Origin of the sequence: Sphingobium sp. PNB (assembly GCF_019873065.1) — a bacterium.
Classification (GTDB): Bacteria; Pseudomonadota; Alphaproteobacteria; order Sphingomonadales; family Sphingomonadaceae; genus Sphingobium; species Sphingobium fuliginis.
The window spans coordinates 1-17,047 of the sequence record NZ_JAINEZ010000100.1 but is presented as its reverse complement, the minus strand read 5'-3'; the positions used below and the strand labels follow the sequence as shown (position 1 = coordinate 17,047).

Genomic DNA, 17,047 nt, shown 5'->3' with positions numbered 1-17,047 from the left:
ACGTATTCCTGCTTCTGAAAGGTCGCGCCAGCCCACCCTCCGTCCCCCTCCCGCCTGCGGGAGGGGGAGAGGCATCCCTCTCCCTCACGCCGCCGCGGTCAGGTTGAGGAACACATCCTCCAGGTCCGGGTCGCGCGTTACCACGTCGACGATCGAAAGCCCGCTGGCCTGCACGGCGCTCAGCACCTGGCCCGCATTGGCGCGGTTCTTCATATAGGTGATCGTCAGCGTGCGTTCGTCCGACAGTTCGATCTTCTCGAAGCTGGGGTCGGCGGGGGGCGTCACCACATCACGGTCGACCGTCACCTGCACCACCTTCTCCTGCGCCATGGCGATCAGTTCGCGGGTCGGCTTGTCGGTGATGACCTTGCCATGGTTGATGATGCCGATCCGGTCGCACAATTCCTCGGCCTCTTCGAGATAGTGCGTGGTGAGGACGATGGTCACGCCCTGGCGGTTCAACTCCCGCACATAGGCCCAGAGCTGCTGGCGAAGCTGCACGTCGACGCCGGCGGTCGGTTCGTCCAGCACCAGGATCGGCGGGCTGTGCACCATCGCCTTGGCCACCAGCAGGCGGCGTTTCATGCCGCCCGACAGGGTCCGGGCATAGGCGTCGGCCTTGTCCTCCAGATGCACGGCGCGCAGCAATTCCATCGAGCGGCGGCGGTCCCGGGGCACGCCATAATAGCCCGCCTGGTTCTCCAGCGTCTCGAACGGGGTGAAGAAGGGGTCGAAGACGATCTCCTGCGGGACGATGCCGATGCTGTTCTTGGCGTTGCGGGGGTTCTGGTCGATGTCGAAGCCCCAGATTTTCGCCGTGCCGCTGGTCTTGTTCACCAGCCCGGCGAGGATGTTGATGGTGGTCGACTTGCCCGCGCCATTCGGCCCCAGCAGGCCGTAAATCTGCCCGCGCGGGATGGAGAGGTTGATATTGTCGAGCGCCTGCTTGCCGCCCTTGTAAACCTTGGTGAGGTTGGCGATCTCTATGGCGGGAGTGGGGGAGGTGTCGGTCATGGCTGCCTATAGTGGGGTTGGGCCATTGGAAAGGAAAGAGCGGGGTTAAAATTCGTCGGCGGCGTCCATCAGGGCCGTGAGTTTGCGGGGCGCGACCTCCCGCCAGCTGCGCTCCAGCCGTTCGTTGATCTGGTCCCAGTCCGTGTCCCCCAGATCGAGCCGGATGCCGACCCAGCCATCCCCGAAATAGGCGGGGCGGTAATAGCGGGCGGGGTCGCTTTCGATCAGCATCGCCTGTTCTTCCGGCGCGGTCGTCTTGACGAGGATGGCGATAACGCCGTCGCCATGACGATCCTGCGTGAAATAGGCGAATTTCTTGCCCTTTTCGATGCCGAAGCAGGGCATGCCGTGGGACGTGACCTCATCCGCCTGCGGCAGGGCCAGAGCGCGCTCACGGACTTTGTTCAGCAGCCATTCGGGCTGGCGCTCGCGGGTGACGAAATCCGCCAGCGTGCGCGGGTAGAGCTGATGTTCCGCCATCAATATGCGCGCGGCAAGGCTGTCGGCGGTGTCGCCGGGCAGGATCGCGACTTCGATCTGGCCAAGGACCGGCCCGTCGTCCAGTTCCGCCGTAACGATGTGGACCGAGCAGCCGGCATGGGTATCGCCTGCGTCCAAAGCCTTCCGATGGGTGTCGAGACCCTTATATTTGGGCAGCAGGCTGGGGTGGATGTTCAGCATCCGGCCTTCCCAGCCGGCGACGAATTCGGGCGAGAGGAGGCGCATATAGCCGGCTAGCGCGACATATTCCGCGCCCGCCCCGCGCAACGCCTTGTCGATAATGGCGTCGAATTCGGCGCGCTTCAGGCCCTTGTGGCTCTGCGCGAAGGTGGCGATGCCCTCGGCGGCGGCGAGGGTCAGACCGGGGGCTTCGGGATCGTTGGCGGCGACCAGCACCAGCTCATAGGGGCAGGACGGATGCCTGGCGGCATAGAGCAACGCCGCCATGTTCGAGCCACGTCCGGAAATCAGAACGCCGACCTTTGCCTTCACTTGCAGTCCCCGTCCGGTTCGCGCGAAGTCGAGAACCCTTGTGACTTCGTTTCTCGACTTCGCTCGAAACGAACGGGTTTCAGTGACTTACCCCAGATGCGTGGCGGTCCAGTCGGCCCTGGCGCTCCATGTTTCCTGTGAGCCCTTGACCGTGCAACCCTTTTCGCCCGCCTCCACGAGGCCGACGCGGACCACGGTTTCGCCCGCTGCTTCCAGATCGGCAGTCACGGCGTCCACCGCATCCGCATCCACCGCCAGCACCATGCCGACGCCGCAGTTGAAGGTGCGGGCCATTTCCTCCGGCTCGATATTGCCCTGCGCCTGGAGGAAAGCCATCAGTCGCGGCTGTTCCCAGCCGTCGGCGTCGACAACCGCATGGCAGCCTTCGGGCAGCACGCGCGGGATATTCTCCAGCAGGCCGCCGCCGGTGATGTGGGCCAGCGCATTGATCCGGCCTGCCCGGACCAGCGGCAGCAGCGACTTCACATAGATGCGCGTCGGCGCCATCAGCGCGTCGATCAACAGCACCTCATTATCGAAGATCGCCGGACGGTCGAGCTTCCAGCCCTTGTCGGCGGCAAGGCGGCGCACCAGCGAGAAGCCGTTGCTGTGCACGCCCGAGGAAGTGAGACCCAGCAGCACGTCGCCCGCCTTGACCCGGTTGCCGGTCAGCGCCCTGGACCGCTCCACCGCGCCGACGCAGAAACCGGCAAGGTCATAGTCGCCCGGCCCGTACATGCCGGGCATTTCCGCCGTCTCTCCACCGATAAGGGCGCAGCCGGCCTGCTTGCAGCCCTCCGCAATGCCCGCGATCACGCGTTCGGCAACGCGGCTCTCCAGCTTGCCGGTGGCATAATAGTCCAGGAAGAAGAGCGGTTCGGCGCCCTGCACGATCAGGTCGTTGGCGCACATGGCGACCAGGTCGATGCCGACGCCGTCATGGGCATTATGGTCGATGGCGAGCTTCAGCTTGGTGCCGACGCCGTCATTGGCCGCGACCAGCAGCGGATCGTCGTAACCGGCCGCCTTCAAGTCGAAGAAACCGCCGAAGCCGCCCAATTCCGCATCGGCGCCGGGGCGACGGGTGGCCTTGGCAAGCGGGGCGATGGCGCGAACCAGCGCATTGCCCGCGGCGATGTCGACGCCAGCCTTGGCGTAGCTGTAGGATTCGGTGTCGCTCATGGCTGTGGCCCCTAAGCATTTTCAAGTCAGATGGAAACATCTGACGGCTTAAGAAAATGCGGCAAGCCAAATAACGCACATTGTGCGCGAAAACGGAACGGGAAATGGGTTGCCGCTTGGCAGCGCAGGCAAATCTCGCCAAAAGGACGCGCGTGAACGTGCCTTCTGTCCTTCGTGGCCTGTCCCTCCGGCCTTTGAACCTGTTCCGCGCAGCGTCGCGCCCGATCCAGATACTGGGCGCGATCATGCTCGGCCTCGCCGCTGCGGCGCTGGTCGCGCAGATGGAGGGGGAGCGCGGCGTGCCCCCCATCGCCAGCGGCGGCGATTTCCAGGTGAGCCATGTGAAGGTCGACGTCTTCGCCAAGGATGCCGACAGCGCGCGCAAGGCCGGGTGGCGGCTGGCGCAGCGGCGGGCGTGGCAGATGCTGTGGACCCGGACCCATGGCGGCAGCGGCGCGCCGGCCCTGTCCGATTCGCAGCTTGAAGGCATGATTTCGGGTATCGAGATCGAATATGAGCAGGCGGGGCCCACCCGCTATGTCGCCACGCTGGGCGTCATGTTCGACCGGGCGCGGACGGGCCAGTTGCTGGGCGTGACCGGCAATGTCATGCGATCCCCGCCCCTGCTGGTGATCCCGGTGCTGTGGGACGGCGGGTCGGCCGTGTCCTATGAGCGGATCAACGAATGGCAGCGGGCCTGGGCGCGTTTCCGCACCGGCGACAGCGCGATCGACTATGTCCGCGTGGCCGGGTCGATCGCTGATCCCATCCTGCTGAACGCGGGGCAGACCGGGCGGCGCGGGCGGCTGTGGTGGCGCGTGCTGCTCGACCAATATGGCGCGGCGGACGTGGTGATCCCGATCGCACGGCTCGACCGTCAATATCCGGGCGGTCCGGTGACCGGCACCTTCACGGCGCGCTACGGCCCCGACAATTTCCTGATCGGCAGCTTTTCCCTGCGCGCCTCCAACGACAGCGCGATCCCGCAGATGCTGGACCAGGCGACGCAGCGGATCGACCAGCTTTATACCCAGGCGCTGAATGACGGCCGCCTGCGTCCCGATCCGTCGCTGATCATCGAGGAGCCGGTCGATCCCAATGCGCTGGAGATCGAAAATGCCGCCGATCTGCCGGTGGAAACGCTCGACATGCCGACGCCCGCCGCCACCACGGGCAGCTACGCGATCCAGTTCGACACCCCGGACGTCGGATCGGTGGCGCAGGGCGAGGCCGCCGTGCGTTCCATCGCGGGCGTGCGTTCGGCGGCGACGAGCAGCCTGGCGCTGGGCGGCACGTCGGTCATGCAGGTGAGCTTCGACGGCACGGTCGACATGTTGCGTGCAGCGCTGGCGGCGAAGGGCTATAACGTCGCCGTGTCCGGCAATACGCTGCGCATCCGCAGGGGTGGGACACCGGGAGCCGGCTCTGCGCAATGAAAGGCGCCATGAGACAGATCAGCCTGCCGTTCGACCGGCCTGATCGGGCGAGCGGCGAGGATTTCCTGGTCAGCGACGCCAACCGCATCGCCGTCCGCCATCTGGAGAACTGGCGGGGATGGCCGCTGGCGATCAGCGTGCTGAGCGGGCCGCCCCTGTCGGGCCGCTCGACGCTGGGCCGCCATTTCGTCGCGCAGAGCGGCGGGACCATGATCGACGATGCGCAACGGCAGGACGAGCAGGCGCTGTTCAACGCCTGGAACGATGCGCAGACGGCGCAGCGCCCGCTGCTGCTGATCGCGGACGCGCCGCCCGCGCTATGGCAGGTGGCCCTTCCCGACCTGCGGTCCCGGCTGGCGGCGGCGCCCCATGTCGCGCTGGAGCAGCCGGACGAGGCGCTGGCCCGCGCCCTGATCGAACGGCCCCTGGCGTCGGCCGGGGCAAGCTATGCCGCCGACCTGCCCGAATGGCTGCTGCGCCGGATCGAGCGCAGCTATGCCGCCATCGCCGCCGTGACGCGCCTGCTGGACGAGGCGGCTTTGTCATCGGGACGTAAGATTTCTACCGCTATGGCGAAAGATGTCCTGCAAGACGCGGGATTTTTGCCTATAGTCCCGGACTGATCCTCCGGTTCCGAACGATGAGAGAGATGTGGCCGAAGCCGACCCCTCCGCCAGCCTGACCCTGCCCAGCGACCGCTATTTCAACCGGGAACTGTCCTGGCTGGCCTTCAACCAGCGCGTGCTGGAGGAGGCGATGAACCGGGCGCATCCCCTGCTGGAGCGGTTGCGTTTCCTGTCGATTTCCGGCGCCAATCTGGACGAGTTCTTCTCCGTGCGCGTGGCGGGCCTGAAGGGGCAGCAATTGCAGGATGTCGACATGCGATCCGCCGACGGGCTGACCCCGGCGCAGCAACTGGCCGCCATCAGCGAGGAAACCGCCCGGCTGATGGGCGCGCAGCAGAAGGTGTGGGGGGCGCTGCACGGCGAACTGGCGCAAGTGGGGATAGAGGTGATCGGCCCGTCCACCGCGCTCGACCCCTCCTGCGAGAACTGGCTGCGCGATCATTTCCTGACGCAGGTCTTCCCGATCCTGACGCCGCAGGCGCTGGACCCGGCGCACCCCTTCCCCTTCATCCCCAATCAGGGGCTGTCGATCGTCTTCGACCTGGAGCGGCTGTCGGACAAGGAGCCGATTCGCGAGCTGGTGATGATACCGTCCTCACTCGCCCGCTTCGTGCGGATGCCGGGCGAAACGGCCCGCTATATGGCGCTGGAGGCGGTGATCCGGCGCTTCTCGGCCGATCTCTTTCCCGGCTATCGCGTCCGCAACAGCGGCGTTTTCCGCATCATCCGCGACAGCGACATAGAGATAGAGGAAGAGGCGGAGGATCTGGTCCGCTATTTCCGCAGCGCCATCAAGCGCCGCCGCCGGGGCCGCGTGATCCGCATGGAGATAGAGGAACGCATTCCCGAGCCGGTCGAGGAGATGTTGCAGGACATGCTCCAGGGCCATGAGGCGATCATCGCGGAGGTGGAAGGGTTCGTCGGCATCGGCGACCTGTCCGGCGTCGTCGAGGAGGATCGGCCGGACCTGAAGTTCGAGCCCTATGCCCCCCGCTTCCCGGAACGCATCCGCGAATATGGCGGGGATTGCTTTGCCGCGATCCGGGCGAAGGACATCGTCGTCCACCATCCCTATGAAGCCTTCGACGTGGTGGTGTCCTTCCTGAAGCAGGCGGCGTCCGACCCCGATGTCGTGGCGATCAAGCAGACGCTGTACCGAGCGGGCAAGCAGTCCGCGATCATCCGCGCGCTGATCGACGCGGCCGAGGCGGGCAAGTCCGTGACCGCGGTGGTGGAGCTGAAAGCCCGCTTCGACGAGGAGCAGAACCTGATGTGGGCCGATGCGCTGGAGCGCGCGGGCGTGCAGGTGGTCTATGGCTTCATCGACTGGAAGACCCATGCGAAAGTGTCGATGGTCGTCCGGCGGGAGGGGGAGGCGTTCCGCACCTACTGCCATTTCGGCACCGGCAACTATCATCCGGTGACGGCGCGCATCTACACCGACCTCAGCTTCTTCACCGCCGATCCGGCCTATGGGCGCGATGCGGCGGCGCTGTTCAATTACATCACCGGCTATGTCGAGCCGCAGCGGCTGGAAAAGCTGGTGATGTCGCCCCGCGACCTGCGCAACCGCCTGTGCGACCTGATCGATGCGGAGATAGAGCATGTCCGCGCCGGGCGGCCGGGAACCATCTGGGCGAAGATGAATTCGCTGGTGGACCCGGCGATCATGGAAAAGCTTTATGCGGCGAGCAATGCAGGCGTGCAGATCGAACTCATCGTGCGGGGCATCTGCTGCCTGCGGCCGGGCGTGCCGGGCATGTCGGAAAATATCCGGGTGAAGTCGGTGGTCGGCCGCTTTCTTGAACATAGCCGGATCACCGTCTTCGGCAATGGCAAGGCGCTGCCCAATAATGGCGCGAAGGTGTTCATCAGTTCGGCCGACTGGATGCCGCGCAATTTCGACCGGCGCGTGGAGTTCCTGGCGCCGGTCGAAAATCCGACCGTGCACGACCAGATTCTGGACCAGGTGATGGTCGCCAACCTGATCGACACCGAACAGAGCTGGGTGCTGGACAGCGACGGCCATTACAGCCGCGTCGAGGCGGGCGACCGGCCGTTCAACCTGCACCGCTATTTCATGACCAACCCGTCCCTTTCGGGCCGTGGCGCCGCGCTGGACAGCGAAGCGGTGCCGACGCTGCGCCTGCGCGGGCGGGCCTGATCGGCATGAATTCCATGTTGAGCCAGGTCCGGGCGCTCGCCCCCGGCATGGCGACGTCCCCGCATCAGGCGAAGGCGCGCACGGCGATCATCGACATCGGTTCCAACAGCGTGCGGCTGGTCGTCTATGACGGGCCGCGCCGCATCCCCTTCATCCTCTTCAACGAAAAGGTGATGGCGGGATTGGGCGCGTCGCTGGGGAAGACGGGCCGGATCGAGGCGGAAGCCATGGACAGGGGGCTGCGCGCGATCGGCCGCTTCGCCCATCTCTGCCGCGAGATGGAGGTGCAGGAGGTGCGCTGCGTCGCCACCGCCGCGGTGCGGGACGCGGAAAATGGCGACGAGTTCATCCGGCGCGCCCGCGACATGGGGCTGGAGGTCGAGCTGCTGTCCGGCGGGCAGGAGGCGGTCGCCGCGGCCTATGGCGTGTTGTCGGGCATTCCGGGCGCGGACGGCATCGTCGGAGATCTGGGCGGCGGCAGCCTTGAGCTGGCCCGAATCCGCGACGGCGCCGTGCATGAAACGGTGTCCTTGCCGCTGGGCGTGCTGCGCCTGCCGCAAATCCGCGCCAAGGGGCCGGCCGTGCTGGAACGGATGGTCAGGAAGATGCTGGCCAAGGCGGGCTGGGACGCGCCTGCCGGCCTGCCCTTCTATCTGGTCGGCGGGTCGTGGCGCGCGCTGGCCCGGTTCGACATGGAATTGACCCAGTTCCCGCTTCCCGTCGTGCACCAATATGAAATGCCTGCCGCGCGGGCCGAACAATTGACGCGCATCGTGTCCCATGTCGGCAAGGCGCGGTTCAAGGATATTCCCCAGATCACCGGATCGCGCGTGCCGACCCTGCCGGATGCGGCGGCGCTGCTGTCGGTGATCGTGCGCCAGTTGAGGTCGAGCAGGCTGGTCGTGTCGGCCTATGGCCTGCGCGAGGGGCTGCTGTTCAGCGATCTGCCCCCGGATATTCAGGCACATGATCCGCTGCTGATCGCGGCGGAGGCCGAAGGCGAAGCGCAGGCGCGCTTTACCGGCCATGGCGACATGATCGAGCGCTGGATCGCGCCGCTGTTCCTGGAGGACGGCAGCGCGTGGCGGCGGATTCGCCGGGCGGCCTGCCTGTTGGCCGATGTCGGGTGGCGCGCCAATCCCGATTTCCGGTCGGACCGGGGCGTCGAGATCGCGCTGCACAGCAATTGGGTCGGCATCAACGCGGCCGAGCGAGCCATGCTGGCCCAGGCGCTGCACAGCAATTTTGGCGGCGGCCTGTCGACGCCGCCCGGCATCGAGCGGCTGGCCCCGCCCGAAGCGCTTCAGCGAGCGACCTTATGGGGTCTGGCGATCAGATTGGGGCAGCGGTTGTCCGGCGGCGTGGAGGGGCCTTTGCTCGCCTCCCGCCTGGAGATGGAGGGCAATGTGCTCGAACTGCGGCTGCGCAGCGTGGACGCCGATCTGTTCGGAGAAGCGGTCGAGCGGCGGCAGCGGCAACTGGCCCAGGCCATGGGCGTGAAGTACCGGCTGGCCTGGTAGGGGGCTGACTGAATGCGGTCAGGGAGCGGAGCTTCTGCTTTCCCTGAAGGAAGCCTGCTCCTGCGCAGGCAGGCCCGGCCCTCCCTTCCGTGCATCATCGCCGCCCGATCCGGGCGCCTGCTTTCGCATGAGCATGCTGTGCCTTCAGGAAAGCGTCGCAATCGTCCGCTTCCGACCAGCCGAGCCAGCCGACCGGCTCAGGCAAAGATCAGCCGGGCCTCTTCGCCGGTCTGCTGCAAGAACCCCATCGGGCCGCCGACCTCAACGCCCTGCGGCAAATCATCGGCAGTCATTCCGCACAGCGCAAGTCCGCTCTGACAGGCAAGCAGGATCACGCCCAAGCCCAATGCCTCTTCGATCACCATCGCCAGCGAAGGCAGCCCCGATGCCCGATGCGCTTCGTCGCAGGGCGCTTCCGGAGGCGCTCGCAGCAAGCTCACCGCGTCCAGTTGCAGGAACAGCGCCGCGCCGCCGCCCAACGCCGCCTGAGCCGCCGCGATCACCAAGGCTCCGCGCAGCCGTTCCGCATCCGCCGTCGCGACGATGATCCTCAGCTCGCGCATAGTTCCACGGCGCAACCCTGGCAGGCGGGATCCTTCGGCACCGCCACGGTCCGAAACCGCATCGACAACAGATCGGCCAGCAGCAAGCGCCCCGCCATGTCATCGCCGAAGGGAACAAGCGCTCGGATCACCTCCAGCGCCGCCAGACTGCCGATCACCCCCGTCAGCGCCCCGATCACGCCGGTTTCGGAACAGTTCCGCTCCGGCGCGTCCTGCGGCGACCCGACCAGGCAGCGATAGCAGGGCTTGCCCGCCTCCCAACCGCGATAGGTGGCCAATTGCCCCTCAAACGGCCCGACCGCCGCCGACACCAGCGGAATCCGCAGCTTCTGCGTGCAGTCCGCCACCGCCAGCCGCGTCGCGAAACTGTCGCAGCCATCCAGCACCACATTGGCATCCCGCAGCATCAGCGCGGCATTGTCCGCGTCGATGCGGGCGTTGATGGGGATCAGCTTCACGTCCGGATTGAGCCGCGCGACCGCCGCCATCGCGCTTTCGGCCTTGGGCGCTCCGATCTCGTGAGTGCCGAACAGCACCTGCCGCTGCAGATTGGAGAGGGCGACCGCATCGTCATCGATCACCCGGATCGTGCCCACGCCCGCCGCGGCGAGATAGAGGATGGCCGGGCTGCCGATCCCGCCCGCCCCCACGACGGCCACATCCGCCGACAGCAGCCGCGCCTGCCCCGCGCCGCCGATCTCCTTCAGCACGATATGGCGGGCATAGCGCTCAAGCTGATCGTCCGTGAGGGGCAAGGGCGTCATTGGGATCGAACCCCCGTCGATCCGAATCCCCCTGCGCCCCTGATCGTCTCGTCCAGTTCCTCGACTTCGGCAAAGCGCGCCATCTGCACCGGCGCGGCGACCAGTTGCGCGATCCGGTCGCCCCGCGCGATCACAAAGGGTTCTTCGCCCAGATTGATCAATATGACCTTCAGCTCGCCGCGATAATCGGCGTCAATCGTCCCCGGCGTATTGGGCAGGCTGATCCCATGTTTCAGCGCCAGGCCGGAACGCGGCCGCACCTGCACTTCATAGCCTTCGGGAATCGCCATGGCAAAGCCGGTCGCCACCGCATGCCGGCCGCCGGGCACAAGGATGATGTCCTCCGCCGACACGACGTCCATCCCCGCCGCATGCGCCGTGGCATAGGCCGGCGCCGGCAGGCCGGCGCCATGGGGCAGGCGCTTCAGGCGAATTTCAATGGGCGGAAGAGGAGAGGACATGGGCGACCTTTTCTATCAGGCGGGTGGCGACGGCGTCCTTGGGCAGATGGTCCCAGCTCTCGACGCCATCCTTCGAAACGATGTGCACGCTGTTGGAATCGCCGCCCATCACGCTTGAGCCGGGCGGCCCCGAAACATCATTCGCGACGATCCAGTCGGCGCCCTTGCGCGCCAGCTTCGCCTGCGCATGTTCAGCGATCTTCTGCGTCTCGGCGGCAAAGCCGACCAGCAGGGCGGGACGCTGCGCATGTTTGCCCAGCGTGGCGAGAATGTCCGGATTCTCGACCAGGGCCAAGGGCGCCGGCTTGCCCGATCCATCCTTCTTGAGCTTCTGGTCCGCAGCGTCCGCCGTGCGCCAGTCGGCCACCGCCGCCACCATGATCGCCGCGTCGGCGGGGAGGGCCGCCTCCACCGCGGCCAGCATCTCCCGCGCGGTTTCCACATCGACGCGGGTCACGCCGGCCGGCGTCGGCAGGTATACCGGCCCCGCCACCAATGTCACCCGCGCGCCGGCCCGCGCCGCCGCCGCCGCTATGGCGAAGCCCTGCTTGCCGGAGGACCGGTTGGCGATGTAACGGACCGGGTCGATCGGCTCATGCGTCGGGCCGGCCGTCACCAGCACATGCCGTCCGGCGAGCGGCGCGTCGGCCGTTTCGAAGTCCGGCTGCCCGGCCAGCGGATCGGCGGCGAGCGGCCGGGCGAGCAGCCGCGCCACCTCCGCCGCGATCGCTTCCGGATCGGGCAGACGGCCCTTGCCGAATTCCCCGCAGGCCATTTCGCCACTGTCCGGCTCCATCACATGCACGCCATCGGCCTTGAGCTGTGCGACATTCCGCCGGGTCGCGGCATGGTGCCACATCCGAACGTTCATGGCGGGAACGGCGAGCACCGGCTTGTCGGTCGCCAACAGCAGCGTCGTCGCCAGATCGTCGGCAATGCCGCCCGCCATCTTGGCCAGGATGTTCGCCGTCGCCGGCGCGACCACGACCAGATCGGCCTGCCGCGAAAGCTGGATATGGCCGATCTCGCGCTCTTCCTTGAGGTCGAACATGTCGCCATAGACATGATCCTCGGTCAGCACGCCCAGCGACAGCGGCGTCACGAATTTCTCCGCGCTTTCCGTCAGCACCGCCCGCACCGCGATGCCGCGCCTGCGCAGCAGCCGCACCAGTTCCAGCGACTTATAGGCGGCGATGCCGCCCGAAACGATGAGAAGGATGCGCTTGGTCATGACAGGCCCATCATTTGGGCAAGCGGCGGGCCCTTGTCCAGCCATTCCCATCGTCCCCATGCGCAATCATCGAAGGGCGGCGAAACGGCCCGGCCGGAACCGATCCGCCCCTTCATGCGATTATTCCAGGAGAGCGGCGCAACCGTATCGAAGGGGCATGCATGGCAAGAAGCCGGACCGTACCGAGCCAGATCGACCTCATCACCCGCTATCGCGAGGTCAGGGCGCTGAGCGAAGCGCTTGCCGCGCCGCTGTCCGATGCGGACGCGACGGTCCAGTCCATGCCCGACGCGTCCCCCGCCAAATGGCATCTGGCGCATGTAAGCTGGTTCTTCGAAACTTTCGTCCTGCGCGATCATGTGGCGGGCTATGTACCCTTCAATCCGCATTACGCCTATCTTTTCAACAGCTATTATGAGGCCGAAGGTCCACGGCATGCGCGGCCGATGCGGGGCATGCTGACACGGCCGACGCTGGAGGAAATCCGCGCCTATCGCGCCCAAGTCGACGAGGCGCTGACCACCGCCCTGCCGATGCTGATGCCCGATGTGCAGGCGCTGGTGCTGCTGGGCCTCCACCATGAGCAGCAGCATCAGGAACTGCTGCTGACCGACGTGCAGCATCTTCTGTCGCTCAATCCGCTGGAACCGGCGCTGTACGACGCGCCCAATGCGCTGCCAGCGCCCGTCCCCGGACCTCTCCACTGGATCGAGGGCCGGCAGGGGCTCGTGGAGATCGGCGATGACGGCAAAAGCGATTTTGCCTTCGATTGCGAGACCCCCCGCCACAAGACGGTGCTCCACCCGCATGCCCTGGCGCACAGGCCGATAACCAATGGCGAATGGATCGCCTTCATCGAGGATGGCGGCTATGCCGACGCCGCCCATTGGCTGTCCGACGGCTGGGCATGGGTGCAGGCCGAGCGGGTCGAGGCGCCGCTGTACTGGCGGCGGGGCGAGCAAGGCTGGACGCGCTTCGGTCTGGACGGGCGCAAGCCGGTCAATACCGCCGCGCCCGTCAGTCATATCAGTCTTTATGAAGCGGATGCCTATGCCCGATGGGCGGGGGCGCGCCTTCCCACCGAGGCGGAATGGGAAAGCGCCGCCCTCAATGTCGCGCCGACCAGCGGAAACCAGTTGGACGGTCCGGCCTGTCCCCGCCCCCGCGCGGCGGATGGCGGCTCCACGCTGACGCAGATGTTCGGCGATGTCTGGGAGTGGACGGGCAGCGCCTATCGCCCGCATCCCGGCTTCCGCGCGGCGGACGGCGCGGTGGGTGAATATAATGGCAAGTTCATGTCGGGGCAGTTCGTGCTGAAGGGCGGCAGTTGCGCCACGCCGCGCGGCCATATGCGGGCAAGCTACCGCAATTTCTTCTACCCCCATCAACGCTGGCAGTTCACCGGACTGCGGCTGGCAAAGGATCTTTGACGCGATGCTGCTGACCGAAGATGCCCCGCTGTCCCTGCGCGCGCCTGACCCGGCCTTCCGGCGGGACATTATCGAGGGCCTGTCCCGCGAGCCCAAGGCGACCCCGCCCATCTGGTTCTACGACCGGCGCGGGTCGGAACTGTTCGAAGCGATCACGGACCTGCCGGAATATTATCCGACGCGCACGGAAACCGCCCTGCTCGAACGGCATGGCGCGGATTTCGCCGCCGCCATCGGCGCGGGGCGGGCGGTGGTGGAGTTCGGTGCAGGCAGTTCGCGCAAGACCCCGCATCTGCTGCGCGCCATCGATCCAGCCGCCTATGTGCCGATCGACATCAGCGGCGACTTTCTTCGCGCTTCGAGCGCTGAATTGGCGTCGGCCTTTCCGGGGCTGCCGGTCTTGCCGGTGGTGGGCGACTTCAACGGCGAACTGGCCTTGCCGGCGGCGATAGAGGGGCTGCCGCGCCTCGGCTTTTTCCCCGGGTCGACCATCGGCAATATGGAACCCGATTCGGCGGTGGACCTGTTGCGGGCAATGCGGCGCCTGCTGGGCAAGGACGCGATGCTGCTGATCGGCATGGACCGGATCAAGGACCGTGACCGGCTGGTCGCCGCCTATGACGATGCCGCGGGGGTGACGGCTGCGTTCAACCTCAATCTGATCGCGCGCATCAATCGGGAACTGGAGGGCGACCTGCCGCTGGACGGCTTCCTCCATCGCGCCATCTGGAACGACGACAAGGCGCGGATCGAAATGCATCTGGAGGCGGTGCGGCCGCTTCACTTCCACGTCGCGGGCCAATGCTTCCGCATGGCCGCGGGCGAGACGATCCATACCGAAAGCAGCCACAAATATGGCGCACGCGACGAAAGGCTGCTGCTGCGCGCCGGGGGATGGGAGCCGGTGCGCGAATGGAGCGATGCGGACGAGCTGTTCTCGCTGATATTGGCAGAAGCCTAAGGGGCGATTTCCAGGCGCGAAAAAAGAAGCCAGGGCGGCGGCACGGCGAATCGACAGGAAATTCCGGCCTTCAGTCCGTCACTTTGGCCGACCATGTGGTGATCCAGTGCCAGGCGCCGCGGCATTTCCCCATCGCACTCGCCTCTACCAGGCGGAAGCGCGAACCGTCCCAGACATAGGTTTCACTACCCCCGCAATCCCCCAGGCTCCGGCCCTTGGCATAGCTTTGCAAGGTGGAGGTCTCCGGCGCCTAGCCTGCATTGACCAGCATGGGATGGCCGGCCTCCTCGCTCCAGCCCGGCTGATAGTCGAAGCCGGCGAAGCGGAAGGTTCGGCGGCCGGGAATGCCGATGGCGATCGCGGGGACGAATGTGAAATTATAGGCTCCGGCGCCGCAGGGCACCAGAACCAGCGTCTCGGTCTTCGACAGCCGGTGCAACTCGGGAGGAGAGGATGCGCCCCTCATCTCGTCGGCGCAACCCGTGAAGATGCCGAGTGCCGTCAGTTCCTCCCGCCAGAGCGCGGGCGGCTGCGCGCCGCCGGGTACGGCAACGCGCCGGATCGTGGGGATGGAAGGCGCGGGACGCACGGCGCTGCGTGCGAGCGGTCCCGTCGCGACGAGGGCCGCCATGGTGCCCGCCCTGCCCTGCTTCGCATCCATATAGCGGAGCGCAGCGGTCAAGCCGGCGAGCGACGGACGGTCGATCGCCCTCGCGCCGGCGCGGATCTCCATGCGTCCGCCCTTCGCCATGGCAATGGCCAGTGCGGACGCCTGCTGCCCTTCCAGACTGGCTTCGCCGTCCACGCTCGCCACGCTGGCAAGCTTTCGCCCGTCGATCAGGAAGTCCAGCGCCTCCCGGCCCTTGGCGTCGCGGCTCACCCGGATTTCGGGATCGGCGTCGGCCCCCGCCCCTCGCGCGATCCCCAGCATGACCGGCGCATCGGGCCAGTCGCCGCCTTCTGGCAGCAGGGAGACGGCCTCGCACCGGTTGCCGTTGTCGCAACCGATGGTCCAGTCCTTGTAGCTTTCCAGCCTGCCCGGCTTCGGCACTTGCGCCCCAGCCGGCGCCGCTGCCATCACCACCGACAGCATGGCCGTCAGTCCAAATATGCGTTTCGCCCCCATGCGTTAACCATAGCCGATCCTGCCAGCGACGGGTAGAACTTTCGTTATAGAATCGGAACGATCATCGCAGGCTGAGCATCAGGCCCGCCAGCGCCGCGCTCATCAGATTGGCGAGGCTGCCCGCCACCAGCGCCTTCAGCCCCAGCCGGGCGATCACCGGCCGCTGGTTGGGCGCGAGATTGCCGGTGACGGCCATCTGGATCGCGATCGAACTGAAATTGGCGAAGCCGCAGAGCGCGAAGGTGACGATGGCGACGGTCGCCGGCGACAGCGCGCCCTGCGCCTGGCCGAGATTGATATAGGCGACGAACTCGTTGAGCACGACCTTGGTGCCGAACAGCCCGCCCGCGATCTGCGCCTCATTCCAGGGAATGTTGAGCAGATACATGACCGGAGAGAAGAGATAGCCGAGCAGTTGCTGGAAGCTGAGGTCGGGATAGCCGAACCAGCCGCCGACGCCGCCGAGGATGCCGTTCGCCAGCGCCACCAGCGCCACGAAGGCCAGCACCATGGCGCCGACAGCGACGGCCAGCTTCACGCCGGTCTGCGCGCCCTGGGCTGCGGCCATGATGAGGTTGGCGGGCTTTTCCTCGTCATGGGTGGCGGGCGGCATCGGTTCGCCCGGCGTTCCCCCCGGCAGCAGCGCGGCGGGGCCGGTGTCGCCGATCCGGCTTTCGGGCAGGACGACTTCGGGATGATCGCCCAGGGGGAGTTCGGGTTCGCGCTCCGGCTCGTCGGGCATCATGATCTTCGCCATCAGCAGGCCGCCGGGCGCGGACATGAAGCTGGCCGCCAGCAGATAGTCGATCTTGATCCCCATCGAGGCGTAGGCGGCCAGGATCGTGCCCGCGACGCCCGCCATGCCGCTGGTCATCACGGCGAAGAGTTGGGGCGGGGTCAGGCCCGCCAGATAGGGGCGGATGACGAGCGGGCTCTCGCTCTGCCCCACGAAGATATTGGCGGCGGCGCAGAGGCTTTCGACCTTGGACACGCCCGTCACCTTCTCGATCGCGCCGCCGACCCAGCGCACGATCTGCTGCATGATGCCCAGATGATAGAGGATCGACACCAGGCTGGCGAAGAAGATGATGACCGGCAGCGCGGCGATGGCGAAGCTCGCGCCGCCGATCTCCGGTTTCGCGAGCGGGCCGAAGATGAAGTCCGTTCCCGCCTGCGCATAGCCGAGCAGATTGGCGACGCCGTGCGACATACCCGCGATCACGGCGCGCCCGGCGGGGACATAGAGCACCAGCAGCGCAATGCCCGCCTGCAGCAGGAAAGCCGCGCCCACGACGCGAAGCCGGATGGCGCGGCGGTCGGAGGAAAGGGCGAAGGCAATGGCAAGGATCAGCGCGATACCGGCTAGGCCAATGAGAAGATGCATGAAAAGCTTTCGCGGGAAGAACGAACGGCGCGACCATAGAGACGCCGCAACGGCGAGGCCAGTAGCTTTACGCCAGTAACTTTACGATGGTGCAAATGCGTTTAGACGATGTTCGGGTGGATTGCGGACATTCCCCCTCCCGCAGGCGGGAGGGGGAATGTCCGCAATCCACCCGAACATCGTCTAAACGCA

Annotated in this window: 14 protein-coding genes and 1 pseudogene; 6 read left to right on the top strand and 9 right to left on the bottom strand. The window is 66.6% G+C overall.

Going from position 1 to position 17,047, the window contains the following annotated elements; all coding sequences use genetic code 11:
• Positions 1-84 precede the first annotated feature (84 nt).
• The 3 genes from K7W03_RS23225 to purM all read right to left on the bottom strand — a co-directional run bounded on the left by K7W03_RS23225 (position 85) and on the right by purM (position 3,189).
• A complete protein-coding gene (locus tag K7W03_RS23225; RefSeq protein ID WP_061940625.1) occupies positions 85-1,014 on the bottom strand; it encodes an ABC transporter ATP-binding protein in 930 nt (309 codons plus the stop codon).
• 45 nt (positions 1,015-1,059) lie between these two features.
• Complete coding sequence (gene purN, locus K7W03_RS23220; protein WP_076605802.1) at positions 1,060-2,007, bottom strand: phosphoribosylglycinamide formyltransferase; 948 nt, start codon at positions 2,005-2,007, stop codon at positions 1,060-1,062.
• Positions 2,008-2,094: 87 nt separating this feature from the next.
• Positions 2,095-3,189, bottom strand: a complete 1,095-nt coding sequence (gene purM / locus K7W03_RS23215; protein WP_222887442.1) for a phosphoribosylformylglycinamidine cyclo-ligase — start codon at positions 3,187-3,189, stop codon at positions 2,095-2,097.
• A gap of 152 nt (positions 3,190-3,341) precedes the next feature.
• Between purM and K7W03_RS23210 the strand changes: the two genes are divergently transcribed.
• The 4 genes from K7W03_RS23210 to K7W03_RS23195 are packed head-to-tail and all read left to right on the top strand — an operon-like array spanning position 3,342 to position 8,935.
• Positions 3,342-4,625 carry a hypothetical protein gene (locus K7W03_RS23210; protein WP_025548668.1) on the top strand — a complete coding sequence of 428 codons (1,284 nt, stop codon included), beginning with the start codon at positions 3,342-3,344 and terminating at the stop codon, positions 4,623-4,625.
• 8 nt (positions 4,626-4,633) lie between these two features.
• Positions 4,634-5,248 carry a chromosomal replication initiator DnaA gene (locus tag K7W03_RS23205; RefSeq protein WP_222887441.1) on the top strand — a complete coding sequence of 205 codons (615 nt, stop codon included), beginning with the start codon at positions 4,634-4,636 and terminating at the stop codon, positions 5,246-5,248.
• Between the two features lie 28 nt (positions 5,249-5,276).
• Positions 5,277-7,415 (top strand): RNA degradosome polyphosphate kinase, encoded by a 2,139-nt coding sequence (locus K7W03_RS23200; RefSeq protein ID WP_025548671.1) that lies wholly within the window; start codon positions 5,277-5,279, stop codon positions 7,413-7,415.
• 5 nt (positions 7,416-7,420) lie between these two features.
• Positions 7,421-8,935, top strand: coding sequence for a Ppx/GppA family phosphatase (locus K7W03_RS23195; protein ID WP_025548673.1), 1,515 nt, complete (start codon positions 7,421-7,423; stop codon positions 8,933-8,935).
• A gap of 197 nt (positions 8,936-9,132) precedes the next feature.
• On the opposite strand, the gene K7W03_RS23190 is transcribed toward K7W03_RS23195, so the two are convergent.
• From K7W03_RS23190 to coaBC, 4 genes are read right to left on the bottom strand one after another with little or no spacing between them, the layout of a single operon-like run.
• Positions 9,133-9,498 (bottom strand): DsrE family protein, encoded by a 366-nt coding sequence (locus tag K7W03_RS23190; RefSeq protein WP_044660207.1) that lies wholly within the window; start codon positions 9,496-9,498, stop codon positions 9,133-9,135.
• The gene (locus K7W03_RS23185; RefSeq protein WP_222887440.1) at positions 9,486-10,262 is read right to left on the bottom strand and encodes a HesA/MoeB/ThiF family protein; all 777 of its coding nucleotides are present in this window, start codon (positions 10,260-10,262) and stop codon (positions 9,486-9,488) included. Before K7W03_RS23185 ends, K7W03_RS23190 begins: the two co-directional genes overlap by 13 nt.
• The gene (dut, locus tag K7W03_RS23180) at positions 10,259-10,723 is read right to left on the bottom strand and encodes a dUTP diphosphatase (RefSeq protein ID WP_025548678.1); all 465 of its coding nucleotides are present in this window, start codon (positions 10,721-10,723) and stop codon (positions 10,259-10,261) included. The genes K7W03_RS23185 and dut overlap by 4 nt, the downstream gene beginning before the upstream one ends.
• Positions 10,698-11,954, bottom strand: a complete 1,257-nt coding sequence (gene coaBC, locus K7W03_RS23175; RefSeq protein ID WP_222887439.1) for a bifunctional phosphopantothenoylcysteine decarboxylase/phosphopantothenate--cysteine ligase CoaBC — start codon at positions 11,952-11,954, stop codon at positions 10,698-10,700. Before coaBC ends, dut begins: the two co-directional genes overlap by 26 nt.
• 161 nt (positions 11,955-12,115) lie before the next feature.
• Here coaBC and egtB point away from each other — a divergent pair, with 161 nt between their 5' ends.
• Together egtB and egtD are read left to right on the top strand one after the other, a co-directional pair.
• Positions 12,116-13,384 carry an ergothioneine biosynthesis protein EgtB gene (gene egtB, locus K7W03_RS23170; protein WP_222887438.1) on the top strand — a complete coding sequence of 423 codons (1,269 nt, stop codon included), beginning with the start codon at positions 12,116-12,118 and terminating at the stop codon, positions 13,382-13,384.
• A 4-nt stretch (positions 13,385-13,388) separates the two neighbouring features.
• Positions 13,389-14,345, top strand: coding sequence for an L-histidine N(alpha)-methyltransferase (egtD, locus tag K7W03_RS23165; RefSeq protein WP_222887437.1), 957 nt, complete (start codon positions 13,389-13,391; stop codon positions 14,343-14,345).
• 70 nt (positions 14,346-14,415) lie between these two features.
• Here egtD and K7W03_RS23160 read toward each other — a convergent pair.
• Together K7W03_RS23160 and K7W03_RS23155 are read right to left on the bottom strand one after the other, a co-directional pair.
• A pseudogene (locus K7W03_RS23160) lies at positions 14,416-15,471 on the bottom strand (DUF1176 domain-containing protein).
• Positions 15,472-15,532: 61 nt separating this feature from the next.
• Positions 15,533-16,855, bottom strand: a complete 1,323-nt coding sequence (locus K7W03_RS23155; protein ID WP_025548685.1) for a NupC/NupG family nucleoside CNT transporter — start codon at positions 16,853-16,855, stop codon at positions 15,533-15,535.
• Positions 16,856-17,047: the final 192 nt, after the last annotated feature.

What these genes read in the sequence shown, in the direction of transcription:
- K7W03_RS23155 (WP_025548685.1), bottom strand. Translation starts at nt 16,855, where the DNA reads ATGCATCTTCTCATTGGCCTAGCCGGTATCGCGCTGATCCTTGCCATT.
- purM (WP_222887442.1), bottom strand. Translation starts at nt 3,189, where the DNA reads ATGAGCGACACCGAATCCTACAGCTACGCCAAGGCTGGCGTCGACATC.
- coaBC (WP_222887439.1), bottom strand. Translation starts at nt 11,954, where the DNA reads ATGACCAAGCGCATCCTTCTCATCGTTTCGGGCGGCATCGCCGCCTAT.
- K7W03_RS23190 (WP_044660207.1), bottom strand. Translation starts at nt 9,498, where the DNA reads ATGCGCGAGCTGAGGATCATCGTCGCGACGGCGGATGCGGAACGGCTG.
- dut (WP_025548678.1), bottom strand. Translation starts at nt 10,723, where the DNA reads ATGTCCTCTCCTCTTCCGCCCATTGAAATTCGCCTGAAGCGCCTGCCC.
- egtD (WP_222887437.1), top strand. Translation starts at nt 13,389, where the DNA reads ATGCTGCTGACCGAAGATGCCCCGCTGTCCCTGCGCGCGCCTGACCCG.
- K7W03_RS23205 (WP_222887441.1), top strand. Translation starts at nt 4,634, where the DNA reads ATGAGACAGATCAGCCTGCCGTTCGACCGGCCTGATCGGGCGAGCGGC.
- K7W03_RS23225 (WP_061940625.1), bottom strand. Translation starts at nt 1,014, where the DNA reads ATGACCGACACCTCCCCCACTCCCGCCATAGAGATCGCCAACCTCACC.
- K7W03_RS23185 (WP_222887440.1), bottom strand. Translation starts at nt 10,262, where the DNA reads ATGACGCCCTTGCCCCTCACGGACGATCAGCTTGAGCGCTATGCCCGC.
- K7W03_RS23195 (WP_025548673.1), top strand. Translation starts at nt 7,421, where the DNA reads ATGAATTCCATGTTGAGCCAGGTCCGGGCGCTCGCCCCCGGCATGGCG.
- egtB (WP_222887438.1), top strand. Translation starts at nt 12,116, where the DNA reads ATGGCAAGAAGCCGGACCGTACCGAGCCAGATCGACCTCATCACCCGC.